This is a genomic window from Mycolicibacterium smegmatis, from assembly GCF_001457595.1.
GTDB lineage: Bacteria > Actinomycetota > Actinomycetes > Mycobacteriales > Mycobacteriaceae > Mycobacterium > Mycobacterium smegmatis.
In genome coordinates, this window is record NZ_LN831039.1 from 5,846,929 (window position 1) to 5,868,806 (window position 21,878).

Genomic DNA, 21,878 nt, shown 5'->3' on the forward strand with positions numbered 1-21,878 from the left:
ACTCCGCCGAGCATTGTCACGCTGACCGGACCACGATGAACTGATCAGGTTCGAGCATCACGTTGTCGTACCGGAATTTAGTGGACGAGGACGCATCCGGCAGGCTGACGTCGACTGCGTAACCCTCCACGGGGTGCTGAAATACCTCTACGACCACCCCGCGTGTCCCTTTCGGAATCTGCCAAGACTGCGTTTCGCCGGGCACGTCCACCAGAAGTTCGACGCTGTCGTTGACTCTGGCCTTCATCACTTCCACACCTTCAGGAAGTTTGTGATCATGCGTGGCACTCCGTTCTCGACTTGCCATACGGTGACGAGTGTTCCATCACCCGATGGCCCGCTGATGGGGACATTCACTTGAAACCGAGGAATTGTCAATACCTGTGGATCGGGGTGTTTCAGGCGACCTCCGTTCCGGCGTGCTGACCGCCGTCTGAGGGCGATGTTGGCGGGGTGATGTCGGTGGGTCGTTCGAGCAGTCTGCCTTTATGGAAGACCGCGCCGGCGCGGACCAGGGCGACCAGGTGTGGGGCGTTGACGGCACGCCAGCGGGCCGCGGCGGCGTCGATGAGCTTGTAGGCCATCGCTAGTCCGGCCGCTCGTGATCCGGGCCCCTTGGTGACCTTGGTCCTCAAACGCACTGTGGCAAAGGTGGATTCGATCGGATTCGTCGTTCGCAGATGAATCCAATGTTCGGCCGGATACTTGTAGAATTCCAGCAGCACATCGAGGTCGTCGGTGATCTTAGCGACCGCCTTGGGATACTTCGCGCCGAAGTCGGCCTCGAAGGCCTTGACCGCGATCTGGGCCTTGTCGATATCCTCGGCGTTGTAGATCTCCTTGATCGCCGCCAGCGCCGACGGGTGCGCTGATTTCGGCAGTGCAGCAAGAACATTGGCCTGCTTATGAAACCAGCACCGCTGCTCTTTGGTGGCCGGGAAAACCTCGCGGACTGCTTTCCAGAACCCGAGCGCGCCATCGCCGATCGCGAGTACGGGGGCGGTCATGCCGCGGCGCTTGCAGTCGCGCAACAGATCGGCCCACGACTCGGCCGACTCGCGGTAGCCGTCGGTGATCGCCACGAGCTCCTTGCGGCCATCAGCACGCACGCCCAGCATCACCAGCAGACAGAGCTTTTCCTGGTCCAGCCGCACCTTGAGGTGAATGCCGTCGACCCACAGATACACGTAATCAGTGGCCGAGAGGTCGCGGGCCCCAAACGCGCGGGCCTCGTCTTGCCACTGCGCCGTGAGCCGGGTGATCGTGCTGGCCGACAGCCCAGCGCCGGAGCCGAGGAACTGCTCGAGGGCAGGGGTGAAATCGTTGCTCGACAGGCCGTGCAGGTACAGCAGCGGCAGTACCTCGCTCATCTGCGGCGACTTGCGCGCCCAGGCCGGCAGGATCGCCGAGGAGAACCGCTTGCGTTCACCGGTGTCGGGGTCGACACGGCGGTCGTTGACCCGCGGCGCTTTCACCTGCACCGCGCCGGCGGCGGTCAGCACCTCCCGGGGCTGGTGATAGCCGTTTCGCACCACCAACCGGTGACCGTTCTCGTCGAGTTGATCGGCGAACTGCGCCACGTAGGCGGCGACCTCGGCCTGCAACGCCGCGGCCAGCATCTGCCGGGCCCCGTCGCGGACGATCTCATCCAACAACGACCGACCAGCACCGCTGGCCTTGTCGTTGGCGTCCTCGGTGTCGTGAACTACGGTGAGCATGGGCGTACCTTCCCAACCAGCGCGCCAACGCCGGTCTTGATCGAATACCTGATTCCGTGAAGATCATCCCCGGGAAGGTGCGCCCATCTTCACGCCCCCACACCGAGGCTCATCCACAGGTATTGATCATTGCTCCTTGAAACCGGTCACCCCACTTCGTTGCGGGAAGCGCCTCGGCGGGTGTGCTGCCCAGCTGTGACTGTATCTGCGCCACGACGTCGCTAGCTGCTGACTGCCTTCCCACCTCACTGTCGACGTCGTAACCGATCTGCTGCCAGGCTTGCCACTTTCCGCCGTTGTTGACGTTTGAGGGGTCCATCGAGTAGGCCTCAAACTTCCTTGGATCGATAACGGCTTCACCCGCGTTGACTAGCGCATCTCCTGCGTGAGGGGCGTAGTCCCCCACCGCGGGTGAATCGCCAACAGCGTCCCCGCCAGCGTGGTGCTCTGCGTGCGAATCGGGATGTCCAGCGTGCCCCGCGGAGGGTGCGTCGACATGAGGAGTCGGGGCGTCGTCGACGTGTCGACCCGCAGCGCCGAGGGCGTCGAGTCCGTGCTCGATCCCCTCGCCGAGGATCTTGGCCCCGGGCCACGGGACCATTCCCGCGGCCGAACGTTCGGTTCGCTTCCAGAAAACTCACAGGCTTGCAAGAAACAGTGAGGTCACAGCTGCCGGATGCGTCACGCCCCCGTTTCGAATCGGTGGTGGCGGTGCGGCTACACCGGATCCGTAGTACCCCGCGCCACAACTACTTCCGTCGCCGTCGCCACGGTCGGTCGGGTACCTGTCGCAGCTTGACCTGACTCGCCGGCACCCGCGTGGTGTGCCCGCAGCTGCTGCAGCAGTACGTACGCGAGCGAGTGCCGGGCTCCCAACCGACAAGAGTCTGCCCCGGCTCGTGCTCCACGCCGCACGCCTCGCACCGCTCCGGCGCCACCTCGGCCCACGCCACGGCGCAGACGGTAGCCGCGACCGGGGACAGGAAACTCGATTTCGCCTGTCCCTGTGCACGCGTACTCTCGCCGCCCGTGGAGTACTTCACCGCCGACTTGCACCTGGCGCACCCGAAGCTCGCGCGGCTGCGCGGGTTCGACACCGTCGCGTCACACGACGCCGCGGTCATGGCGCAGCTGTACCGTCTGTCCCCTGAGACCGACGAGCTGTGGGTGCTGGGCGACATCTGCTCGGGCGGCGTAGCCAGCATGGAATCAGCTCTGGCGCAGCTGAGCACGCTGCACGTGCCGATGCACCTGGTGACCGGCAACCACGATCCCGTGAGCCCGATGTACCGGAACGCACAGAAGCACTTCGCCGACTACGCGGTGGTGTTCGCGAGCGTGCAGCAGGTAGCGCGGACGAAGGTGGGCGGCGAGGGCGTGATGCTCTCGCACTTCCCGTACGCGGGCACACCGGACCGGTTCTCCCGCAAGAGCTTCGACCAGTACCAGCTTCCCGACCTCGGCATGTGGCTGATCCACGGCCACACGCACTCGGGCGAGCGGCGGTCGGGGAAGCGGTCGATCTGCGTCTCGCTGGAAGCGTGGGATCTCCGGCCGGCATCGGCCGAGGAGATCACCGCGGAGATGCAGCTGCGCTAGGACTCACTGTTGTCTGTCGGCACCAGCTGGGCGAGGTACTCGTCGAACGACGCGGCGACGAACGACTCGACGTCGGGCTCGCGCTCCTCGGTGTCGATCACGACGACGGCCGGGTTGGTTCGGAGCCCCGTCGGGTCCGTCGTTGACCGCCGATAGTCGAGACACAGATCCCAGTGCCCGTCTCCGTCGAAGGGGACGAGCCACTCCGCGTCGGACGGCCTGGGTTCGAAGTCCTCGTCGTCGTGCCACCACGCGTCCTTCTCGAGGCGCGGGAACCTCGTTCCGATGCCGCGGATGATGTCGTGGGTCGTGTTGTAGTCCCGGTCCTCGGGGAAGCCGACCTGGAGATAGCCACCGTTCTGGCGACGGAGCAGGGCGACGAGGGATTCGGGCAGGCGCACACCCAGTCGTTGTTCGGTCGCGTCGAGCAGCTCATCGGTCAACGGCGGCTGCACATAGTTCTCGTAGGGCGGCACTTTCCAAACGTGTGCTGGGTCCACTGCGTCAGGCTAAGGGTAGGTGGGGGCCTCCGCCGAGCTGGCAAACACATGCGTAGGCGGTAGCGGCGACCGCATCTACTGCACGTGAATGCTCGGCGTGTCGCGCAGAGCACACGTCGGACGCTGGAATCGCCTGGGATGCTTCAGCGCATGGCACGGATACCCGACTACGTGAAGGTCATCGATCTGGACAGCGGCCGCCGCTACGAAGTGCGACCCGAGGTCACCGGCGCTGACGGCAAACGGAGGCAGAAGCGCAAGCGGTTCAAGACGTTGAAGGAGGCTGTCGACCACTACACGGCCATCGCCGGTGACCGCGGCCGCGGCGTGCACGTTGCGCCGTCGGAGCTCACTGTCGAGGATGCCGTGGACAGCTGGTTGCTCGGGCAGCGGATCAGACCCAAGACCATGAGCGCGTACATCACGAGCCTTCGACCGATCGTCGACCACCTCGGGAAGCGCACCGTCCAGTCCATCACCAAGGACGACCTGGAACAGGTAGTGCAGGCGCTGCGCGCGGGCACGTCGAAGATGGGCACCTGGAACGCCCCCACCAAGTTGACGAAAGCCGCGAAGAAGGTCCGCTCCCCCTGGGCGCCCAGCAGCATCAACCCGATGCTGGCCCGCACCCGGAGCATCTTCGAGGATCTTGTGAACCAAGGCGTCGTGGTTCGGAATGTCGCCGCCCTGGTGAAGCCCCTCGCGACCGACACCGAGAAGACGATGAACACGTTGAACGCGGAGCAGGTCACCCAGTTGCTCGCCGTGACCGACTCGCATTGCTACGGAATCGCCTGGCGGCTGGCGGTTCTCGGCCTGCGCCGCGGCGAGATCCTCGCGTTGACGTGGGACGCGGTCGACTTCGACGCCGGCACCCTCGCCATCTCCGCCGCGCGGCTCGCCACAGCGGGCGGCGCCACGACCGGAGCCCCGAAGACGAAGACCAGCGTGCGCACCCTCCCGATGCCCGACGACTTGACCGCTGCGCTCCGCCGCGTCCGGAAGCGTCAGAAGGAACAGAAGCTCGCGCTGGGATCGAAGTGGACCGACAGCGGCTACGTCATCGTGGACGAGTTCGGAGTCGCGCCGTATCCCGACACGTTGACCGCTGCGTGGCGCAAGGCACTCGCCAACGCCGGTCTCCCCCACGTTCGGCTGCATGATGCGCGACACAGCTGCGCGACCTTGATGCACCTCTCGGGTGTGCCGACCGTGGTGATCGCGGCGTGGCTCGGCCATCAAGATCCCGGCTTCACGCTCCGGACCTACGCGCACTCGAACCACGACGCACTCGCCGATGCCGCAGCCATGCTCGGCTCGATCACGACCGGGAAGAAGAAGGAAGCGAAGTGACACAAGCCGTGTCACTTTCGGGAGCCGCCCGAAGAATAAGCGATCCGATGTGTCACATGTGTCAGATTCAGGCTTCCGAGCAACGTGCTCCAGATACAGAAAAACCACCTGTCACCAGGTGGTTCTCTCAGTGGCCAGGGCCGGGATCGAACCGGCGACCTTCCGCTTTTCAGGCGGACGCTCGTACCAACTGAGCTACCTGGCCGGAAGGCACCGGCTCGGTCTGAACCGTATACCTCGCCGTGCTGGCGACCCTGACGGGACTTGAACCCGCGACCTCCGCCGTGACAGGGCGGCGCGCTAACCAACTGCGCCACAGGGCCTTGCTTTTCCTGCGTGCTCCGCGTTTCCGCGTTGCGTACCCCCAACGGGATTCGAACCCGTGCTACCGCCGTGAAAGGGCGGCGTCCTAGGCCACTAGACGATGGGGGCCTAATCCGAATCTCTCCGGGGCGCGTTCGCAACGTTTCCGTTGGGAGCTTGGATAGCTTAGGGTACGAAGGCCCAAATCCTCAAATTGGCTGGTCAGACCGCCTAAACGGGGTTACGGCGCGCCGAGTCGACGGTGCCCGCAGACACCGCCGCAGACACCAAGTATCCTTCTTTCCGCGCCCCTATAGCTCAGTTGGTAGAGCTACGGACTTTTAATCCGCAGGTCCCAGGTTCGAGCCCTGGTGGGGGCACTCATCACAGCGTTTCCGTCGTGCGCAAACGCTACTCATCGCCGCGTTCGGCGTCGGCCCCAGAGTTGTCCGACGGGCTGTCGCCGGGCGGGTCGGACTTGGCACCGGCGTGAGCCGCGGACTCGGGCGTTGACGCCTGGGTGCGCACGTCAGGGCGCTCATCGTCTCGGGAATCCCGGAGTTCAGCCTCGACCACTCGGGCATGTCTGCCTTTGGCAGGCCCACCGACAGCGATGCGGCCGGGGCTGGCGACGCGCAGGTGCCGTTTGCGCTCGGGCTCGGGCTCGGGCTCGACCGATGCTGCCACCGGCTCAGGTGCCGGCTCATGCGTGAGTGCAGGCGTGCGCGGCGGATCGTTACGCACATAGCCGGCGTCGACGACGGGCTTGAGCGCTGCCTCGAGGTGCTTGACGATCTTCTCCGGCACCCCGAGGTCACGCGCCGGCTGCAGCAGCGGCAGCCGTTCGGTGCGCACCAGGTACGACGTGGTGACTCCACCGAGTGTGTTCGTGGTGACCGTCACGTCACGGTCGGGCACCGCGTCGAGATCCACGGAGGCGTATCCCGGTTGCGCGTGCACATACACGATGCCCACCAACGCATTTGCGACAGCGACGAGGTTGTGGACGCGGTCGGGGAAATCGGCGAAGCCGTCGTACTCGCGTGTGATGTAGATCGTGTTCCACGGCGTCTCAGGCGTTTTGACCACGGTCACGCCGAACCCGGGCAGCCGGAAGCCCTCGGGAAAGTGCCGCAGCAGCCCGCCCTGCGGGTTGGACGGGTCTCCTACACCGATGAACACCAGCTCACCGGACGCAGGCCGGTCGGACTCGGGCAGCGCCATCAGCCGCCGCTTCACCTCCGCGAGCACCAGACCGCCCTGTGAGATCCCGACGGTCGTCTTGCCTTCCGGTGTGGACACGATCGCAGCGTGCAAGCTGCCTGCGCCGTGGGCCACCGACCAGTCCATGAACACCGGCGACGAGGGGTAGACGATGTTCACCTCCGGGGCGCCGTGCGTGTACGGCAGGCGCCACGACCCCTGATCGCCCACCAGCGCCGAGCCGGTCCCACCGACCGTCAGAACGGTGTCCGCGACGACGGCCGGCGCGACGGCAATCGCCCCGGCGGCGATCACCGACCCGACCGCGATCAGCTTTCCAACCGCCGGCCCAACAGTCATCGCCGCAGCCCCTCTCGTTTACGAAGACGCACAGCAACACATCCGCAACGACGAGACGTCACCGTGATGCCTGCTGAGACTAGAGTCGATCTGTCGCTAACGCACCCAACCACGGTTGTTTGTGCAGGCCACAGCTTGATAGTGGATCATTTTCCATTTGCGGGTATCGCCACTTCACGTCGCGTCTCGATGGATGGGATCCCGGAGTCACGGCCGTCAGCAAGGCCAGAGCACACAACCGCAATGCGGCGTGCAATACCGCGTGAGCCGGTCGGCGTTTCCTTAAGATCACGACGAGGAGACGCCATGGACCGAATCGCTGGGCTGGATCTGCATCTGGACCGCCCGGCCGGCAGGACCCGCGAGGCCCTCATGGACGCCGTACGCGACGCGATCCGCTCGGGCCGGCTGGTCTCGGGCACCCGGTTACCGTCGAGCCGTGCACTGGCCGCCGATCTCGGCGTCGCCCGCAACACCGTCGCGCGCGCCTATGCCGAGCTGATCGCGGAGGGCTGGCTGACCTCCCAGCACGGTTCGCACACCACGGTCTCGCAGCGCGCGGCCGAGGCGGTCCGGTCGGTCACCCCGCCTGCGCGTCCGCGGCCGCCCCGGCGCCTGGACCACGACCTACGGCCCGGCCATCCGGACCTGTCCTCGTTCCCGCGCACCGAGTGGAGTCGCGCGGTCAAACGCGCACTCGCCAACGCGCCGTCCGAGGCGTTCGGCTACGCCGAGCCGCAGGGCCGCCCCGAACTGCGGCGCGCACTTGCCGAGTACCTCGCCCGGGCGCGCGGAGTCCGGGCCCGCCCGTGCAACATCGTGGTGTGCTGCGGGGCCGCCGAAGGCCTCAACCTGGTCGCAGGCGCACTGGCGGAAATGGGCGTCGCGGCAACGGCAGTCGAGGCGTACGGCCTGCCCACGCAACGGGCCGCCCTGGCCCGCGCCGGCCTGCGCTGTCCCCCACTGGCAGTGGACGCCGACGGCGCCGACATCAATGCGCTGAACACGATGCCCGAAGTCGGCGCGGTGCTGCTGACCCCCAGCCACCAGTTCCCGCTCGGCGTACCGCTGCACTCCGATCGCCGCGCCGCGGTCATCGACTGGGCGCGGCGCACCGGCGGGATGATCATCGAGGACGACTACGACGGCGAGTTCCGCTACGACCGCAGCCCCGTCGGCGCGCTCCACGGCGTCGACCCCGCGCACGTGATCTATCTGGGCACGGCGAGCAAGTCTCTGGCACCCGGCCTGCGGCTGGGCTGGCTGGTCCTGCCGGACCGTCTGGTGGACGCGGTGCTGCGCCAGAAAGGTGAGACCGAGGAGACCTCCGGTTTCGTCGACCAACTGACGATGGCCGAGTTCATCGAATCCGGTTCGTACGACCGGCATATCCGCACCATGCGCGCGCAGTACCGGCGCCGCCGTGAACAACTCGTCGCCGCGGTCACCGCGGCATCACCGGCCACCACGGTGGCCGGGCTGCCGGCCGGCCTGCACGTGATGCTCGAGATCGCGGGAGCCAACGCCAGCGCGTTGGCCCATCAGCTCGCGTGGCGACGGCTCGGCGTCGAGAGCCTCGACCGCTACCGCCATCCCGAATTCGACAATGAGCGAAGCGGTTTGGTGTTCAGTTACGCCGCGCCGTCGCCGAGCGCTTGGTCGGCGGCCCTCGACGCGGTGGTGCGCCTGCTGCCCTGAGCGCCGTCGCAACTGGACCCCGCACGCGGCGCAGAAGTGGACCCAGATACTCGCTTTTGCGCGCCTAGCGTTGAGGCATGTTGAATTCAGGCAATGTCAAGGTTTCCGATCTGCTGATCACCACTCCCCCACCCATAGCGCAGGGTGCTCATGCGATGACACAGTTGGTGGAGATCCCTCCGGCCGACGACGGCGTTGACCCGCACCGGCATTCCGGGCCGGTCTTCGGATACGTCCTCGAAGGCCGGATGCTGTTCGAACTCGAAGGCGAGGCGCCGCGTGAAATCGTTGCGGGCGAGGCATTCTGGGAACCCGGCGGTGATGTGGTCCACTACCAGATGAAAAACCTCGAGGCCGAGAGCTGGACCCGCGTGCTCGCGGTGTGCCTCTGTGCGCCAGGTGTCGACATGATCACCATGCTCACCCCGGAGGAGATCGTCGAGCGAGATGCGTTGCGCCACCCCGACACCCGGCAGTTCGCGCGGTGAGCACGATGCGAGCGATCATCGCGAAAGACCGCACAGCGGGCATCGACGGCCTGGCCCTCGCGGAGGTGCCGTATCCACATGCCGCCGAGAACGACGTCATCGTCGCGGTGCATACGGCGGCCTTCACACCGGGCGAACTCGACTGGCCGGGCACCTGGACCGACCGCGCCGGACGCGACCGGACACCGTCGGTTCCCGGCCACGAGGTGTCCGGTGTGGTCGCCGAACTGGGTTTCGGCACCACGGGTCTGGCCGTCGGGCAGCGGGTTTTCGGCCTCACCGACTGGTGCCGCAACGGCACGCTGGCCGAATACGTGGCCGTCGAGGCACGCAACCTCGCACCGTTGTCGGCCACGATCGACCACACCACGGCCGCGGCACTGCCGATCTCCGGGCTCACCGCGTGGCAGGGCCTGTTCACGCACGGTCACCTCACACCGGGTGAGACCGTCCTGATCCACGGTGCGGCAGGCGGAGTGGGATCGATCGCGGTGCAACTCGCCAGGGAAGCCGGAGCGCACGTCATCGGCAGCGGCCGTACCGCCGACCGCGAGTACGTGCTGGAAGTGGGCGCGGAAGCGTTCGTCGACCTGGAACACGACCGGCTCGAGGATGTCGGCGAGGTCGACCTGGTGCTCGACGTGATCGGCGGCCAGATCCTCTACCGCTCAGCGGCTCTCGTGCGCCCTACGGGCTCCGTCGTGAGCATCGTCGAACCCCCACGCATACCGGCCGACAACGGACGAGCAGTGTTCTTCGTCGTCGAACCAGACCGGGCGGGCCTGGTCGAACTCGAACAAAGGCTGCGCGACGGGCGGTTGCGCCCACGCGTCGGAACGGTCTACCCGCTCGCCGACGCGAAGGAGGCGTTCGCGCCGGCGCAGCGTCCGCGCGGCAAGTCGGTCATCCGGGTGATCGAGGAGTCCTGACATGATGCGGCCGTCCCTGCTCGTCGTCCACGGAGCCTGGCACCGACCCGAGCACTTCGATGCCCTGGTGGCACAACTTTCCGAGTTCGACGTGCACACGGTCGCGTTGACGAGCAGCGGTGTCGATCCGGCCAAGCTCGGGGACATGTACACCGACTCCGCCGTCATCGCCGCCGCGGCCGCGGCGATCGACGGACCTGTCGTGGTCCTCGCGCACTCCTACGGCGGCATACCCACCACACAGGGACTGCGGTACGCGACCAACGTGCGCCGCATCCTCTATCTCGCATCGTTCCAGCTGCAGCCCGGGCAGTCCCTGCTGTCGCCCAACGACGGTGCGCTGATGCCGTGGGTCACACGTCAGGACAACCATGTTCGGGCCGACACCCCGCTGCACACCTTCTACAACGATGTCGACGACCTCACCGCCCGGCGCGCCATGGCGCGGCTCGGTTACCAGTCCTACGCCTCGATGAACCAGCAACTCACCGTCGCCGCATGGCACGTCATCCCGAGCACCTACATCGTCTGCGAAGCCGACAACGCGATCCCGCCCGCGCGACAGGAAGTGTTCGCGCGCAACGCCGGTACCGTCGTCCGGATGCCCACATCACACTCGCCGTTCCTGTCCCGGCCCGCCGAACTGGCGGCTCTGGTCGCCGGGTACCTCACCTGAAGGACAAGCACATGAGCACAACCCTGCGTCCGATGTTCCCGCAGTCACCCACGGCGACAGCCGCGTTCAGCGTGGCCTCCCGCTTCTACTCCCCCGCCCTGCTCAACCACTGTCTGCGGTCGTACCTGTGGGGTTCGGCATACGCCGTGCGGCACGACATCTCGTTCGACAACGAGTTGTTCTACGTCGCGGCGCTGCTGCACGACATCAGCCTGACCGAACCGTTCGACAGTCACCGCATGGCATTCGAGGAGGCCGGCGGGCAGCTGGCGTGGGTGTTCGGGGTGGCGGCCGGGTGGACGGACGCCCGGGCCGCGCGGGTCGCCGAGACCATCGTGTTGCACATGCGCGACGATGTCGCGGCGACCGACGACACGGAAGCGCATCTGCTGCAGGTCGCGACGAGCTGGGATGTGGCAGGCCGGCATGCCGAGGAGTTCTCGGACGCGACGCGCGCGGAGATCCTCACCCGGTACCCGCGGCTGGGGTTCGGAGACGAGTTCCTCGCATGCTTCGCAGATCAGGCCGCGCGCAAGCCCCAGTCCGCGGCGGCGCACTCGTTGCGCACCAACGGCGCGGGCCGCATCAAGGGCAATCCGCTCGACGCGTGAACAACCCTCACGCCGTGCGGGCCGTGGCGATCTCCGGCGCGAGAGGGGCGATCGCGGCGATGATCTGGGAGGTGGTCGCGCCGGGCATACCGGCGGCGCTCAACGCGTCGCCGAGGTGTCCGGCGACGAGGTCGAAGTGGTGCATCGTGATACCGCGGCCCTGGTGGACCTGACGCATGGGCGCCCCGGTGTATTCGTCGGGCCCCCCGAGGGCGGTGGCGAAGAACTCGACCTGCCTGCCCTTGAGACGTGACATGTTGGTGCCGGTGAAGAACCCGGCAAGTTCGTCGTCGGCGAGTACGCGCCGGTAGAAGTCTTCGACGACGACCTCGAGTGCCTCCGCGCCGCCGATCTGCTCGTAGATGCTCGTCATGCGTTCAGCGTCGGAGAACCCCGTTGCCGCACCATTGCCCAGGCGTACCGGGTCCGCTACGTGCTGCTCACATGTCTTGTGAGTGCGTTGTGAAAACCGTGTGAGGACGTCACGAGTGCCGACGTCTCGCCTTGCGTGGTCAGTACAGTTAATCTCTGTGCTCGGGATCGAACGAAAGGGCCACACGATGATCTTCCGGCGTCAGACCGCCTGGGCCGTCGCCGCGGCTGCCATCGCGTCCGGCGTGGCATTCGGTACCGCCCCCGCACACGCGTCGGTCGAGGACGACCGGTATCTGAAAATCGTCGAACAACTCGACATCCCGGGCGAACCCGAGGCCGCCATCCAGGTCGGCCATGAGATCTGCAAGGCCGTGGAGGCCGGGAAGATCGAACCCGCCCGCACGGTCCGTGGCGTGATCAACCATCTGATGAACCAGGCCGGAATCAGCAAGGGGCAGGCCGCCGGCCTGGTCCGCGGCGCGGTCAGCGTCTACTGCCCGCAGTACACCTCACTGGTCGGGCGGTAGCTCCGGCTACTTGGTGACCGCCGGGCAGTAATGCCACGGGCTGTCGCGCGCGTCCAGCGGCGGCAGGTTGCGCGCCGGTGTCTCGACCAGCGGCGCATCGGCCGGGATGCGGCCCTGGGCACGGTCCCAGCCTGCGCGGGCACGCGGATGCCTGCGACGGCGCTCGGGCAGCATCTTGAACGTGTAGTGCACTGCCTTGCCGAACAGCCTGTGCAGCTTTTCGTCCCGGTCGGACCACGTGTAACCCATGAGCTCGCGCACCGGCGGGTCGTAAAGACCCACGGTGACCCAAACTGCGAACGGCCCAAGGATTTTCAGGTTCAGCTTCCACAACCAGTCCGGAATCCACTCCAGTGACGGGTGTTTGGGCATGGTCGAGAGGTCGAGCACCTCGCGTGCCGCGTAGTTGTTCTCCAACACGTTGCGGCAGATGTGATCCCAGTACTCCTGGAACTCCTCCCACGTTTTGGGCACCGGCCGCATGCTCATGCCGTACTGGCGGTACCAGACGATGTGCTCGTCGAACAGCTGCCGCTTCTGGTCCTCGGTGAGCCCGCCGCCGAACCGCTCGGCGGTCAGTATCGTGCCCATGAAGAACGTCGAGTGCGCCCAGTAGAAGACGTCGGGGTTCAGCGCGCTGTAGCGGCGCCCCTGCGAATCGACGCCCTTGATCCCGATGTGGTAACCGCGGACCTGCGCGCCGGTCTGCGGAGCCCGGTCACCGTCGAACACGACACCACCGATCGGGTACAGCGAGCGCAGCAGACGCGGGATGCGTTCACGGAAGAAGATCGAGTGCTCCTCGACCGCGGCTCCCAGTTGCGGATGCATGTTCTGCATGGACCCGGCCCACGGACCCTGCAGCAGACCGCGCCAGTCACCGAAGATCTTCCAGGTCAGGGAGTCCGGGCCGAGGACCTCCGGCGGTGCCTCGTAGCCGCCGAGAGCCGCGGGGCACCCAGCGGCCGGGCGGGCGGATCCGCTGGTCACCGGGCACGTCTCAGAAGTATCTTGTGTCACAGGATCGCTTTCTGCCGCGTAAGCGGTAGCCATTTCGGGTTTTGACTACGCGTGTTGTCATCGAGCTTAGGAGTACATGTGCCGTCCGGTCAACGACGTGGCCGATGGTCAGGCGTCCCGTTGCGGGAGCGCACGGCCCTTCGCCGCGACGAACTGATCGCCGCCGGGGTGAAGTTGCTCGGCGCCGCCGACGGGCCGGCGTTGACGGTGCGCGCGGTCTGCCGGGAAGCCGGACTCACCGAGCGTTACTTCTACGAGTGCTTCAACGACCGCGACGGGTTCGTGCGCGCGGTGTACGACGACGTGTGCGCGACGGCGATGTCGGCCCTCACGGCAGCGGACACCCCGCGCAAGGCCGTGGAGCAGTTCGTGTCACTCATGGTCGACGATCCGACGCGCGGCCGGGTCCTGCTGCTCGCGCCGGAGTCCGAGCCCGTGCTGACGCGGTCGGGCGCGGAGTGGATGCCGAACTTCATCGACCTGTTGCAGCGCAAGCTGACCCGCATCGCCGACCCGGTGCGTCAGGCGATGGTCGCCACGAGTTTGATCGGTGCGCTGACGGCGTTGTTCACCGCCTATCTCAACGACCGACTGCCCGCCACGCGCGAACAGTTCATCGATTTCTGCGTCGACATGCTGCTCGGGCGCGTCGGGAGTTTCTAGGTTGTCGCCGGCTACTCGTCCGGCGTGCTGACCTCGGCGAGTTCGCTCTCTTCCGAGGTCGCCGCCTCGTCGGCGGCCTCCTTGGCCTCACGACCGAGCGTGCTCGCCACCGAGGCACCGGGGTTGGTGGCGGTGGCATGGTCTCCCGCGCAGTTCAACGACAGTTGAACGACGTTGTCACTGCGCTCCCAGTAGACGTCGTCGGTCATCGGCACGACAGCCGTCGTGGTCCACGCGTTGGTGACGATGCACTCGTCCTGCGGCAGCCGGCTTCCGACCGTGACGGCGACGTGCGGCGTCCCGCCGCCGTCCTCGATCGCGGTGACGGCATCCGAATAGGGCTGCCCGACCACATCGGGGGCAGCCGCGGCCATTCCCGCGCCGCAGAATGCGAGCGCGCAACCTGCGGTCGAGACACCGAGAACAGTTCCGAGTTCGATCTTCATCTGGTGCGGCCTTCCCTATCCGGTGATCACTCCCGGAGAGGCGGGGCGGCCAGCGCCAGATCGTGCTCTCAGTCGCCCCCGGCGCACGGCATGGGCCGTGCGCTTCCAGGAGCTACCAGGAATTTTAGTACTCGGAGCCACCGAGGGGATGGGCCCGAACGCGCCCGATCACTCGTCGGGGGTGCTGACCTCTTCGAGGCCTTCCTGCTCTTCGGCGGCCGCCTCGTCGGCGGCGGCCTTGGCCTCGCGCCCGGCCGGGCTGGCGACCGAAGCACCCGGGTTGGTGGCGGTGGCGTGGTCGCCGTCGCAGTTGAGCGCGACCATCACCTCGCCGTCGGCGTGGCCGAATTCGCCACCGACGTCACGCATGAACGGGGCGTCCCAGGCGTTGGTGACGATGCAGTCGTCCTGAGACAGCTTGCTGCCCACGGTGACCGCGATCTTGGGCGAGCTTCCGGAGTCCTCGATCGCCGACGACGCATCCGCATAGGTCTCGCCCACGACGTCAGGGGCGGCCGCAGCGATGCCCGCACCGAACAGTGCGGTCGAGATCGACGCGGCCGCACCCGCGGCCCCCACCACGACGAGTTTCTTGATGTTCACGCTGACTCCTTTTCCCCCCGAGTACGCACTACCGATCAGGGGGAGAGTACCCAGCCGAGCGCGCGAGCGCTCGTGAACATCAAGCGAATCTTGCGAGAAGAAAAGTACGACTCACTCGTCGGGTGTGCTGACCTCTTCGAGGGCAGATTCCTCGGCCGCCGAGGCCTCGTCGGCGGCGGCCTTCGCCTCGCGCCCGAGCGGGCTGGCGACCGATGCGCCAGGGTTGGTGGCGGTGGCGTGGTCACCGTCGCAGTTCAGCGACACCATCACCACACCACCGGTGTGCTCGAACGTGGGCGCGTTCCATGCGTTGGTCACGATGCAGTCGTCCTGCGGCAATTTGCTGCCCACGGTGACCGCGATCTTGGGCGAGCCTCCGGAGTCCGAAATGGCCGAGGCGGCATCCCCGAACGTCGCCCCCACCACATCCGGCGCCGCGGCCGCGGTCCCCGCTCCGAAAACCAGGGTTGCGGTCGCACCGGCGGCAACCGCCGCCGAGGCCCCAAGAATGCTGCGCTTGTTCACGTGTGCCCGACCTCCGAGTCTGGGTAACCGAGGGGATGGATGGCTGTCGGGCAAACAAGATCGCTCGACGGCTGAGCGGATCGTACCGTCATCCCCCGCGTGGCGCAGGGCGCATTGCGGCGCCCCCTGGCGTAACTTGATGTCACCGGGTTACACAGATATATTGACTGCAACCACTAGGTACAGATAACTGGGAGAGGGCGCGATGTCGACCGACGATTACACCGACCTCCAGCTCCTGCATGAACTCGAGCCTGTCGTCGAGACCCTCATCGACCGCCACATGCGGATGTGCAAGGACTGGAACCCCCACGACTACATCCCGTGGTCCGACGGCAAGAACTATTACGCACTCGGCGGCCAGGACTGGGATCCGGAGCAGTCGAAACTGTCCGAGGTCGCACGGACCGCCATGGTGCAGAACCTGCTCACCGAGGACAACCTGCCCTCCTACCACCGCGAGATCGCGATGAACATGGGCATGGACGGCGCCTGGGGCCAGTGGGTCAACCGCTGGACCGCCGAGGAGAACCGCCACGGCATCGCGCTGCGCGACTACCTGGTCGTCACGCGTGCGTGCGATCCGGTTGAGCTCGAAGAGCTGCGCGTCGAGCAGGTCACCCGCGGCTTCTCGCCCGGCCAGAACCAGCAGGGCGACCTGTTTGCCGAGAGCCTGTTCGACTCGGTCATGTACGTGTCGTTCCAGGAGCTCGCGACCCGCGTGTCGCACCGCAACACCGGTAAGGCCTGCAACGATCCGGTCGCCGACCAGCTGCTGCAGCGCGTCTCGGCCGACGAGAACCTGCACATGATCTTCTACCGCGATGTGTCGGCAGCCGGCCTCGACATCGCGCCGAACCAGGCCATGGCGTCGCTGCACCGCGTGCTCGCGAACTTCAAGATGCCCGGCTACACGGTGCCCGACTTCCGCCGCAAGGCCGTCGTCATCGCCGTCGGCGGCGTGTACGACCCGCGCATCCACCTCGACGACGTCGTGATGCCGGTGCTCCGCAAGTGGCGGATCTTCGAGCGCGAGGACTTCACCGGTGAGGGCGCGCGCCTGCGTGACGACCTCGGCCGGCTCGTCGAAGAGCTCGAGGACGCCTGCGACAAGTTCGAGGTCGCCAAGGAGCGCCGCCTCGAGCGCGAGCGCAAGATGGCCGAGAAGCGGGAAATGAAGAACCTGCTCGTCTCGTCTTCTTCTTCGTGAGCCTGACAGCCCTCGATCCGACCCGGTCTGCACTGCAGATCGGGTCGATCGCATTGCACAGCCCCGTCGTCCTCGCGCCCATGGCGGGCGTGACCAACGTGGCGTTCCGCACGTTGTGCCGGGAACTGGAGATCGCCCGCGCGGGCACCGTGAGCGGTCTGTACGTGTGCGAGATGGTGACCGCCCGCGCACTCGTCGAGCGCCACCCCGTGACGATGCACATGACAACGTTCGCGCCCGAGGAGTCGCCGCGGTCGCTGCAGCTGTACACCGTGGACCCGGAGAACACCTACAAGGCCGCCAAGATGATCGTCGAGGAGAACCTCGCCGACCACATCGACATGAACTTCGGCTGCCCGGTGCCCAAGGTGACCAAGCGCGGCGGCGGCGCGGCCCTGCCGTACAAGCGGCGCCTGTTCGGTCAGATCGTCGCGGCCGCGGTCCGCGCGACCGAGGGCACCGACATCCCGGTGACGGTCAAGTTCCGCATCGGCATCGACGACGAGCACCACACGCATCTCGACGCCGGGCGCATCGCGGCCGAGGAAGGCGCGGCCGCGGTCGCGCTGCATGCCCGCACAGCCGCACAGCGCTACTCCGGAACCGCCGACTGGGAGCAGATCGCTGCCCTCAAGGCACACGTGACCGACATCCCGGTCCTGGGCAACGGAGACATCTTCGAAGCCGACGACGCGCTGGCCATGATGGACGCGACCGGATGCGACGGCGTGGTGATCGGGCGCGGGTGCCTCGGCCGCCCCTGGCTGTTCGCGGAACTGTCCGCGGCGTTCAACAACCGGCCCATCCCGACCCCACCCACCCTGGGCGAGGTCGCCGACATCGTGCGCCGCCACGGCGAACTGCTCAGCCTGCACTTCGGCGAGGACAAGGGCATGCGCGACATCCGCAAACACGTCGCGTGGTACCTGCACGGGTTTCCCGCGGGTGCCGACCTGCGCCGCGCGCTGGCACTGGTGAAGACGCGCCGCGAGCTCGACGAGCTGCTCGACCAGCTCGACCGTGACGCCCCGTTCCCGCCCGCGGCCACCGGTCCGCGCGGCAGGCAGGGCTCGGCGTCTTCGGTCCACCTGCCCGAGGGCTGGCTCGACGACCCCGACGACTGCGCGGTGCCCGTCGGCGCCGATGTCATGCACTCGGGCGGCTGACCTGGCATGACGGGCCCGAGACCCCTTCGAGATCATCCCGTCATCGGCTGTGACTGGCTGGCTCCAAGGTTGTCTAAGTACGATGTTGATCTTGCCGTGGTCGGCTCCGAGTGGCGGAGTCTCACGGTGTGCTGCTAGAAGACATAGAGAAATTTTCGGCAGCAGCGCCCGCCAACATCACCGCGCACCGACGCGCGCTGTTCGAACAGTCGGAGGCCGATAGGACATGAGTGACGGCGATAACGCCACTCCTGGCCGTCGGCGCCACCGCGCCCCGGAAGACGGCTTCACAACCAGTGGCGAGACCGGCCGGGACGCCGACAGTGAATGGATTACCCGAACGCCGCGGCCTTTACCAGGCGCCGCGCCGTGGGAGCGTCTCGACGACGCGCAATACACCGAGGCCCCCGGGCAGCACGCGTCCACCGGCGAGCCGGCGAACGATCCGGTGGACGACGACGCCGAGCCCACCGGCAACCACGCCGACGGTGTCACGGTCGCCGATCTGATCGCCAAGGTCGCCGGGAGCGACGGCGCCACACCGCGCCGGTCACGGCGGCGACGGGCGGCAGAACCCGACCCCGAGCCCGAGATCCAGCCGGTTGCGTCGGAACCGCCCGCGTCGGCCGACCCCACCGAGGTCCTGCAGGCGATCCGATACGACGGGTATCCGGGTGGCCACGCGGGTGAGTACCCCGGCGACCATCCCGACGATGCCTACGCGGGCGCCGCGGATCCGAACCTCAACTCCATCTTCGAACCGGCGTTCGCGCCGATGCCGTTCACCGGCGTGGCTGCCGCACACCCCGATCTCGACTCATGCGACACCGAGATCATCCCGGCGGTCCCCGCGGCCGACGAGCACGCCGATCTGCCCGACACACATCGTGGTCCCTGGCGTCGCCGCACACGCCCGCAGCACGTGGGCACCGACGACTTCGACGAACCCCACACACGCCATCCCAACCGCAAGGCCATGATCGTGGGCCGTGCGGCGGCCGCGATGATCGCGGCACTGACACTCGTGCTGACCGGCGGCGCGTGGCAGTGGCAGTCGTCGAAGAACGACTCCCTCAACAAGGTGGCCGCGCTCGACCTGGGATCTCGCGACATCCTCGACCCCACCGCGCAGTTCGGTGACGAGAATTTCCTCATCGTCGGCATGGACAGCCGCTTCGGCGAGAACTCGCAGATGGGCGCGGGCAGCACCGACGACGCCGACGGCGCCCGCTCGGACACCATCATGCTGGTGAACATCCCCGCCAGCCGCGAACGCGTCGTGGCGGTGTCGTTCCCGCGTGACCTGGCCATCACGCCCATGAAGTGCGAGCCGTGGGATCCCGAGACCGGGACGTACGGCCCCGTGTGGGACGAGGCGTCGGGCACGTACGGCCCCGACGAGGTCTACACCGAGACCAAGCTGAACTCGGCGTTCGCGTTCGGCGGCCCCAAGTGCCTGGTGAAGGTGATCCAGAAGATCTCCGGTCTGTCCGTCAACCGGTTCATGGCGGTCGACTTCGCCGGGTTCTCGAAGATGGTCGACGCGCTCGGCGGTGTCGAGGTGTGCAGCACCACGCCGCTGGAGGACTACGAGCTCGGCACCGTGCTGGCCAACGCGGGCAGACAGATCGTCGACGGGCACACCGCGCTGAACTACGTGCGCGCCCGGCAGGTCACCACCGAGTACAACGGCGACTACGGCCGCATCAAACGCCAGCAGTTGTTCCTGTCGTCGCTGCTGCGCTCGCTGATCTCCAAGGACACGTTCTTCTCGTTGAGCAAGCTCAACAACGTCGTCAACATGTTCATCGCCGACAGCTACGTCGACAACATCAAGACCAAGGACCTCGTCGACCTCGGGCAGTCGGTGCAGGGCGTCAACGCCGGTCGCATCACGTTCGTGACCATCCCGACCACGGGTTACGCCGACGAGTGGGGCAACGAGCAGCCGCGAATGGACGACGTGCGGGCGCTGTTCGACGCGATCATCAACGACGACCCGCTGCCCGGGGAGAAGAACCCGGACAACACGCCCGTCCCGGGCACCCCCGAGTCGGCCACCAACGCCGCTCAGGCGCCGGAGGCCCCGAGGCCAGCGGCACGCCGCAGACCGAGGCGGCGCCCGCTCCCGAGTCCGCCGAGATGGTCGACACCGTGACCACCGAGCCGCAGGAGGTCACCGTCAAGGTGTCCAACTCGACCGGACAGAGCGGGCTCGCGGCGACCGCGGCCGGCGAGCTCGAGCAGCACGGTTTCAACGTCACGACGCCCGACGACTACCCCGGCCCGCTGGACGCCACCACGGTGTTCTTCTCCCCCGGCAACGAGGAGGCGGCCGCGACCGTCGCGTCGTCGTTCTCCAACGCCGCCATCGAGCGGGTCACCGGCCTCGGGGACGTGGTCCAGGTGGTGCTCGGATCCGACTTCATGGCCGTGAACCCGCCCAGCCCGAGCGGTTCCACCGTCCAGGTCAAGATGGTGCGCGGCACCAGCAGCACGCCGACGGAGTTGCCCGAGGATCTCTCGGTCACCAACGCCGCGGACGCCACCTGCGAGTGAGCCTGCGGACGCCATTCACCCGGCGTTCACCAGCAGCTTCGTGACTCCGCGGTCCCCGACGGCCTAATCTGGGTGCATGCGGATCCAGTACCACGAGCAGCTCGCGTCCCTGAACGACCAGCTGGGCGCGATGTGCGAGTTGGCGGGCACTGCGATGGAACGTGCCACCCAGTCGCTGCTGCAAGCCGATCTGGTGCTGGCCGAGCAGGTCATCAGTGACCACGACAAGATGACGACGCTCAGCGCGCAGGCCGAGGAGACAGCGTTCGTCCTGTTGGCCCTGCAGGCCCCGGTCGCAGGCGATCTGCGCACCGTGGTGGGCGCGATCCAGATCATCGCCGACGTCGATCGCATGGGCGCGCTCGCCCTGCACGTCGCCAAGATCGCCCGCAGGCGCCATCCGCAGCACGCGCTGCCCGAAGAGGTCAACGGCTACTTCGCCGAGATGGGCCGCGTCGCGGTGGAGCTCGGGCACGCCGCGCGCGAGGTGCTGATCACGCGGGATCCGGAGAAGGCCGCCCGGATCCAGGAGGAAGACGATGCGATGGACGATCTGCACGGTCACCTCTTCACCGTGCTGATGGACCGCGAGTGGAAGCACGGTGTGATGGCCGCGGTCGACGTGACGCTGCTCAGCCGGTTCTACGAGCGCTTCGCCGACCATGCGGTCGAGGTGGCCCGCCGGGTCATCTTCCAGGTCACGGGCAACTACCCCGACGGCGACAAGGTCACCACGCAGCAGTGACCTACGGCTGATCGGCCGCCACCACCCGCACCCCCACCTTCTGTGCGCTCGCGAGATCGCGCAGAACCTTGGTGAGCACCTGCAGTTCGTTCGCGCTGTAGCGCATCAGGAAGTCGCGCCAGCCCCGGTTCATCTCCTCGTGCAGTTCCCGGTGGGCCGCGGCCACCCGCTCGCCGTCGGCGGTCAGCCGCAATTCGATTTCCTTGCGGTTGCCCGGAACCGGCGTGCGCACCACCAGGCCGGCCTCCACCAGGCGCTGAACGTGTTTGGACACCGTGCCTTTGAGCTGCCCGGACTTCGCGGCGAGCCCGACGATGCTGACCGGTCCGGCCGCGATCGTGTCGAGCAGGTGCATCGACAGCTTCGGCAGTGACCGCACGGCGGCCTCGAGCCCCGCCGGGCAGTGTGAGGCGACGAAATCGTGTTCGGCGTCGGTGTCCTCGTCGCCGTCGAATCGGTCGGCCACCGCGTCCATGAGCGCAGTGATGTCCTCGACCAGCCCGCTCTTGGTTTTCACGGAAACCATCTTGCCGCGCCGCGGCACTTCGTGGATAGTGGGCAGAGGAATTATCGTTTCCACCGAAACCATATCCGAGGAAAC

Annotated in this window: 22 protein-coding genes, 4 tRNA genes and 1 pseudogene; 14 read left to right on the plus strand and 13 right to left on the minus strand. The window is 67.1% G+C overall.

The window, feature by feature from the left end; genetic code table 11:
• Positions 1-16: 16 nt before the first annotated feature.
• Positions 17-256, minus strand: a complete 240-nt coding sequence (locus tag AT701_RS35140) for a hypothetical protein (protein ID WP_014878440.1) — start codon at positions 254-256, stop codon at positions 17-19.
• Between the two features lie 142 nt (positions 257-398).
• Positions 399-1,718, minus strand: a complete 1,320-nt coding sequence (locus AT701_RS28185; protein WP_011727856.1) for an IS256 family transposase — start codon at positions 1,716-1,718, stop codon at positions 399-401.
• A 1,029-nt stretch (positions 1,719-2,747) separates the two neighbouring features.
• On the opposite strand from AT701_RS28185, the gene AT701_RS28195 reads away from it, so the two are divergent.
• The gene (locus AT701_RS28195; protein ID WP_011730766.1) at positions 2,748-3,317 is read left to right on the plus strand and encodes a metallophosphoesterase; all 570 of its coding nucleotides are present in this window, start codon (positions 2,748-2,750) and stop codon (positions 3,315-3,317) included.
• Here the strand turns inward: AT701_RS28195 and AT701_RS28200 are convergent.
• The gene (locus AT701_RS28200) at positions 3,314-3,817 is read right to left on the minus strand and encodes an SMI1/KNR4 family protein (protein WP_014878443.1); all 504 of its coding nucleotides are present in this window, start codon (positions 3,815-3,817) and stop codon (positions 3,314-3,316) included. The genes AT701_RS28195 and AT701_RS28200 overlap by 4 nt on opposite strands.
• 138 nt (positions 3,818-3,955) lie before the next feature.
• Between AT701_RS28200 and AT701_RS28205 the strand changes: the two genes are divergently transcribed.
• Positions 3,956-5,170, plus strand: a complete 1,215-nt coding sequence (locus AT701_RS28205; RefSeq protein ID WP_081319602.1) for a tyrosine-type recombinase/integrase — start codon at positions 3,956-3,958, stop codon at positions 5,168-5,170.
• Between the two features lie 131 nt (positions 5,171-5,301).
• Here AT701_RS28205 and AT701_RS28210 read toward each other — a convergent pair.
• The 3 genes from AT701_RS28210 to AT701_RS28220 form a co-directional block, all read right to left on the minus strand.
• Positions 5,302-5,375 (minus strand) — tRNA-Phe (locus tag AT701_RS28210).
• A gap of 41 nt (positions 5,376-5,416) precedes the next feature.
• Positions 5,417-5,493 (minus strand) — tRNA-Asp (locus AT701_RS28215).
• 36 nt (positions 5,494-5,529) lie between these two features.
• Positions 5,530-5,602 (minus strand) — tRNA-Glu (locus AT701_RS28220).
• Positions 5,603-5,780: 178 nt separating this feature from the next.
• Here AT701_RS28220 and AT701_RS28225 point away from each other — a divergent pair.
• Positions 5,781-5,853: transfer RNA gene (locus tag AT701_RS28225), tRNA-Lys, on the plus strand.
• Between the two features lie 31 nt (positions 5,854-5,884).
• On the opposite strand, the gene AT701_RS28230 is transcribed toward AT701_RS28225, so the two are convergent.
• The gene (locus AT701_RS28230; RefSeq protein ID WP_058127021.1) at positions 5,885-7,036 is read right to left on the minus strand and encodes a PE-PPE domain-containing protein; all 1,152 of its coding nucleotides are present in this window, start codon (positions 7,034-7,036) and stop codon (positions 5,885-5,887) included.
• 306 nt (positions 7,037-7,342) lie between these two features.
• Between AT701_RS28230 and pdxR the strand changes: the two genes are divergently transcribed.
• From pdxR to AT701_RS28255, 5 genes are all read left to right on the plus strand, one after another.
• Positions 7,343-8,734: a MocR-like pyridoxine biosynthesis transcription factor PdxR gene (gene pdxR, locus AT701_RS28235; RefSeq protein ID WP_011730770.1), complete on the plus strand. Its 1,392-nt coding sequence runs from the start codon at positions 7,343-7,345 to the stop codon at positions 8,732-8,734.
• A gap of 77 nt (positions 8,735-8,811) precedes the next feature.
• Positions 8,812-9,222 (plus strand): cupin domain-containing protein, encoded by a 411-nt coding sequence (locus AT701_RS28240; RefSeq protein WP_058127022.1) that lies wholly within the window; start codon positions 8,812-8,814, stop codon positions 9,220-9,222.
• A 5-nt stretch (positions 9,223-9,227) separates the two neighbouring features.
• Positions 9,228-10,151, plus strand: coding sequence for an NADP-dependent oxidoreductase (locus AT701_RS28245; protein WP_003897183.1), 924 nt, complete (start codon positions 9,228-9,230; stop codon positions 10,149-10,151).
• A 1-nt stretch (position 10,152) separates the two neighbouring features.
• Positions 10,153-10,827 carry an alpha/beta hydrolase gene (locus AT701_RS28250; RefSeq protein ID WP_011730773.1) on the plus strand — a complete coding sequence of 225 codons (675 nt, stop codon included), beginning with the start codon at positions 10,153-10,155 and terminating at the stop codon, positions 10,825-10,827.
• Between the two features lie 11 nt (positions 10,828-10,838).
• Positions 10,839-11,438 (plus strand): HD domain-containing protein, encoded by a 600-nt coding sequence (locus tag AT701_RS28255; protein ID WP_011730774.1) that lies wholly within the window; start codon positions 10,839-10,841, stop codon positions 11,436-11,438.
• Between the two features lie 7 nt (positions 11,439-11,445).
• Here the strand turns inward: AT701_RS28255 and AT701_RS28260 are convergent, their stop codons facing one another.
• Entirely contained in the window at positions 11,446-11,811 is a 366-nt protein-coding gene (locus tag AT701_RS28260) for a group I truncated hemoglobin (protein ID WP_011730775.1), read from the minus strand.
• A 157-nt stretch (positions 11,812-11,968) separates the two neighbouring features.
• On the opposite strand from AT701_RS28260, the gene AT701_RS28265 reads away from it, so the two are divergent.
• Entirely contained in the window at positions 11,969-12,340 is a 372-nt protein-coding gene (locus AT701_RS28265) for a DUF732 domain-containing protein (protein ID WP_223495820.1), read from the plus strand.
• Positions 12,341-12,346: 6 nt separating this feature from the next.
• Here AT701_RS28265 and AT701_RS28270 read toward each other — a convergent pair whose 3' ends face one another.
• Positions 12,347-13,360, minus strand: coding sequence for an oxygenase MpaB family protein (locus tag AT701_RS28270; RefSeq protein ID WP_058127023.1), 1,014 nt, complete (start codon positions 13,358-13,360; stop codon positions 12,347-12,349).
• A gap of 78 nt (positions 13,361-13,438) precedes the next feature.
• Between AT701_RS28270 and AT701_RS28275 the strand changes: the two genes are divergently transcribed.
• The gene (locus tag AT701_RS28275) at positions 13,439-14,023 is read left to right on the plus strand and encodes a TetR/AcrR family transcriptional regulator (protein ID WP_003897189.1); all 585 of its coding nucleotides are present in this window, start codon (positions 13,439-13,441) and stop codon (positions 14,021-14,023) included.
• 11 nt (positions 14,024-14,034) lie between these two features.
• Here the strand turns inward: AT701_RS28275 and AT701_RS28280 are convergent, their stop codons facing one another.
• The 3 genes from AT701_RS28280 to AT701_RS28290 all read right to left on the minus strand — a co-directional run bounded on the left by AT701_RS28280 (position 14,035) and on the right by AT701_RS28290 (position 15,597).
• Entirely contained in the window at positions 14,035-14,469 is a 435-nt protein-coding gene (locus AT701_RS28280; RefSeq protein ID WP_003897190.1) for a hypothetical protein, read from the minus strand.
• 168 nt (positions 14,470-14,637) lie between these two features.
• Complete coding sequence (locus tag AT701_RS28285) at positions 14,638-15,072, minus strand: hypothetical protein (RefSeq protein ID WP_058127024.1); 435 nt, start codon at positions 15,070-15,072, stop codon at positions 14,638-14,640.
• Positions 15,073-15,183: 111 nt separating this feature from the next.
• A complete protein-coding gene (locus AT701_RS28290) occupies positions 15,184-15,597 on the minus strand; it encodes a hypothetical protein (protein WP_058127025.1) in 414 nt (137 codons plus the stop codon).
• Positions 15,598-15,802: 205 nt separating this feature from the next.
• Between AT701_RS28290 and AT701_RS28295 the strand changes: the two genes are divergently transcribed.
• The 4 genes and pseudogenes from AT701_RS28295 (at position 15,803) to phoU (ending at position 21,277) form a co-directional block, all read left to right on the plus strand.
• The gene (locus AT701_RS28295) at positions 15,803-16,807 is read left to right on the plus strand and encodes an acyl-ACP desaturase (RefSeq protein WP_003897193.1); all 1,005 of its coding nucleotides are present in this window, start codon (positions 15,803-15,805) and stop codon (positions 16,805-16,807) included.
• Between the two features lie 32 nt (positions 16,808-16,839).
• Complete coding sequence (dusB, locus tag AT701_RS28300; RefSeq protein WP_058127747.1) at positions 16,840-17,973, plus strand: tRNA dihydrouridine synthase DusB; 1,134 nt, start codon at positions 16,840-16,842, stop codon at positions 17,971-17,973.
• 226 nt (positions 17,974-18,199) lie between these two features.
• A pseudogene (locus tag AT701_RS28305) lies at positions 18,200-20,532 on the plus strand (LCP family protein).
• Positions 20,533-20,608: 76 nt separating this feature from the next.
• Positions 20,609-21,277, plus strand: coding sequence for a phosphate signaling complex protein PhoU (gene phoU / locus AT701_RS28310; RefSeq protein WP_058127026.1), 669 nt, complete (start codon positions 20,609-20,611; stop codon positions 21,275-21,277).
• Between the two features lies 1 nt (position 21,278).
• Here the strand turns inward: phoU and AT701_RS28315 are convergent, their stop codons facing one another.
• A complete protein-coding gene (locus tag AT701_RS28315; protein WP_058127748.1) occupies positions 21,279-21,794 on the minus strand; it encodes a MarR family winged helix-turn-helix transcriptional regulator in 516 nt (171 codons plus the stop codon).
• Between the last annotated feature and the right edge of the window lie 84 nt (positions 21,795-21,878).

Bases quoted from the DNA above. Each gene is read 5' to 3' on its own strand.
- AT701_RS28260 (WP_011730775.1), bottom strand. From the start codon at position 11,811: ATGACGAGCATCTACGAGCAGATCGGCGGCGCGGAGGCACTCGAGGTC.
- AT701_RS28250 (WP_011730773.1), top strand. From the start codon at position 10,153: ATGATGCGGCCGTCCCTGCTCGTCGTCCACGGAGCCTGGCACCGACCC.
- AT701_RS28255 (WP_011730774.1), top strand. From the start codon at position 10,839: ATGAGCACAACCCTGCGTCCGATGTTCCCGCAGTCACCCACGGCGACA.
- AT701_RS28205 (WP_081319602.1), top strand. From the start codon at position 3,956: ATGCTTCAGCGCATGGCACGGATACCCGACTACGTGAAGGTCATCGAT.
- AT701_RS28245 (WP_003897183.1), top strand. From the start codon at position 9,228: ATGCGAGCGATCATCGCGAAAGACCGCACAGCGGGCATCGACGGCCTG.
- AT701_RS28230 (WP_058127021.1), bottom strand. From the start codon at position 7,036: ATGACTGTTGGGCCGGCGGTTGGAAAGCTGATCGCGGTCGGGTCGGTG.
- AT701_RS28240 (WP_058127022.1), top strand. From the start codon at position 8,812: ATGTTGAATTCAGGCAATGTCAAGGTTTCCGATCTGCTGATCACCACT.
- AT701_RS28295 (WP_003897193.1), top strand. From the start codon at position 15,803: ATGTCGACCGACGATTACACCGACCTCCAGCTCCTGCATGAACTCGAG.
- phoU (WP_058127026.1), top strand. From the start codon at position 20,609: ATGCGGATCCAGTACCACGAGCAGCTCGCGTCCCTGAACGACCAGCTG.
- AT701_RS28280 (WP_003897190.1), bottom strand. From the start codon at position 14,469: ATGAAGATCGAACTCGGAACTGTTCTCGGTGTCTCGACCGCAGGTTGC.
- pdxR (WP_011730770.1), top strand. From the start codon at position 7,343: ATGGACCGAATCGCTGGGCTGGATCTGCATCTGGACCGCCCGGCCGGC.
- AT701_RS28185 (WP_011727856.1), bottom strand. From the start codon at position 1,718: ATGCTCACCGTAGTTCACGACACCGAGGACGCCAACGACAAGGCCAGC.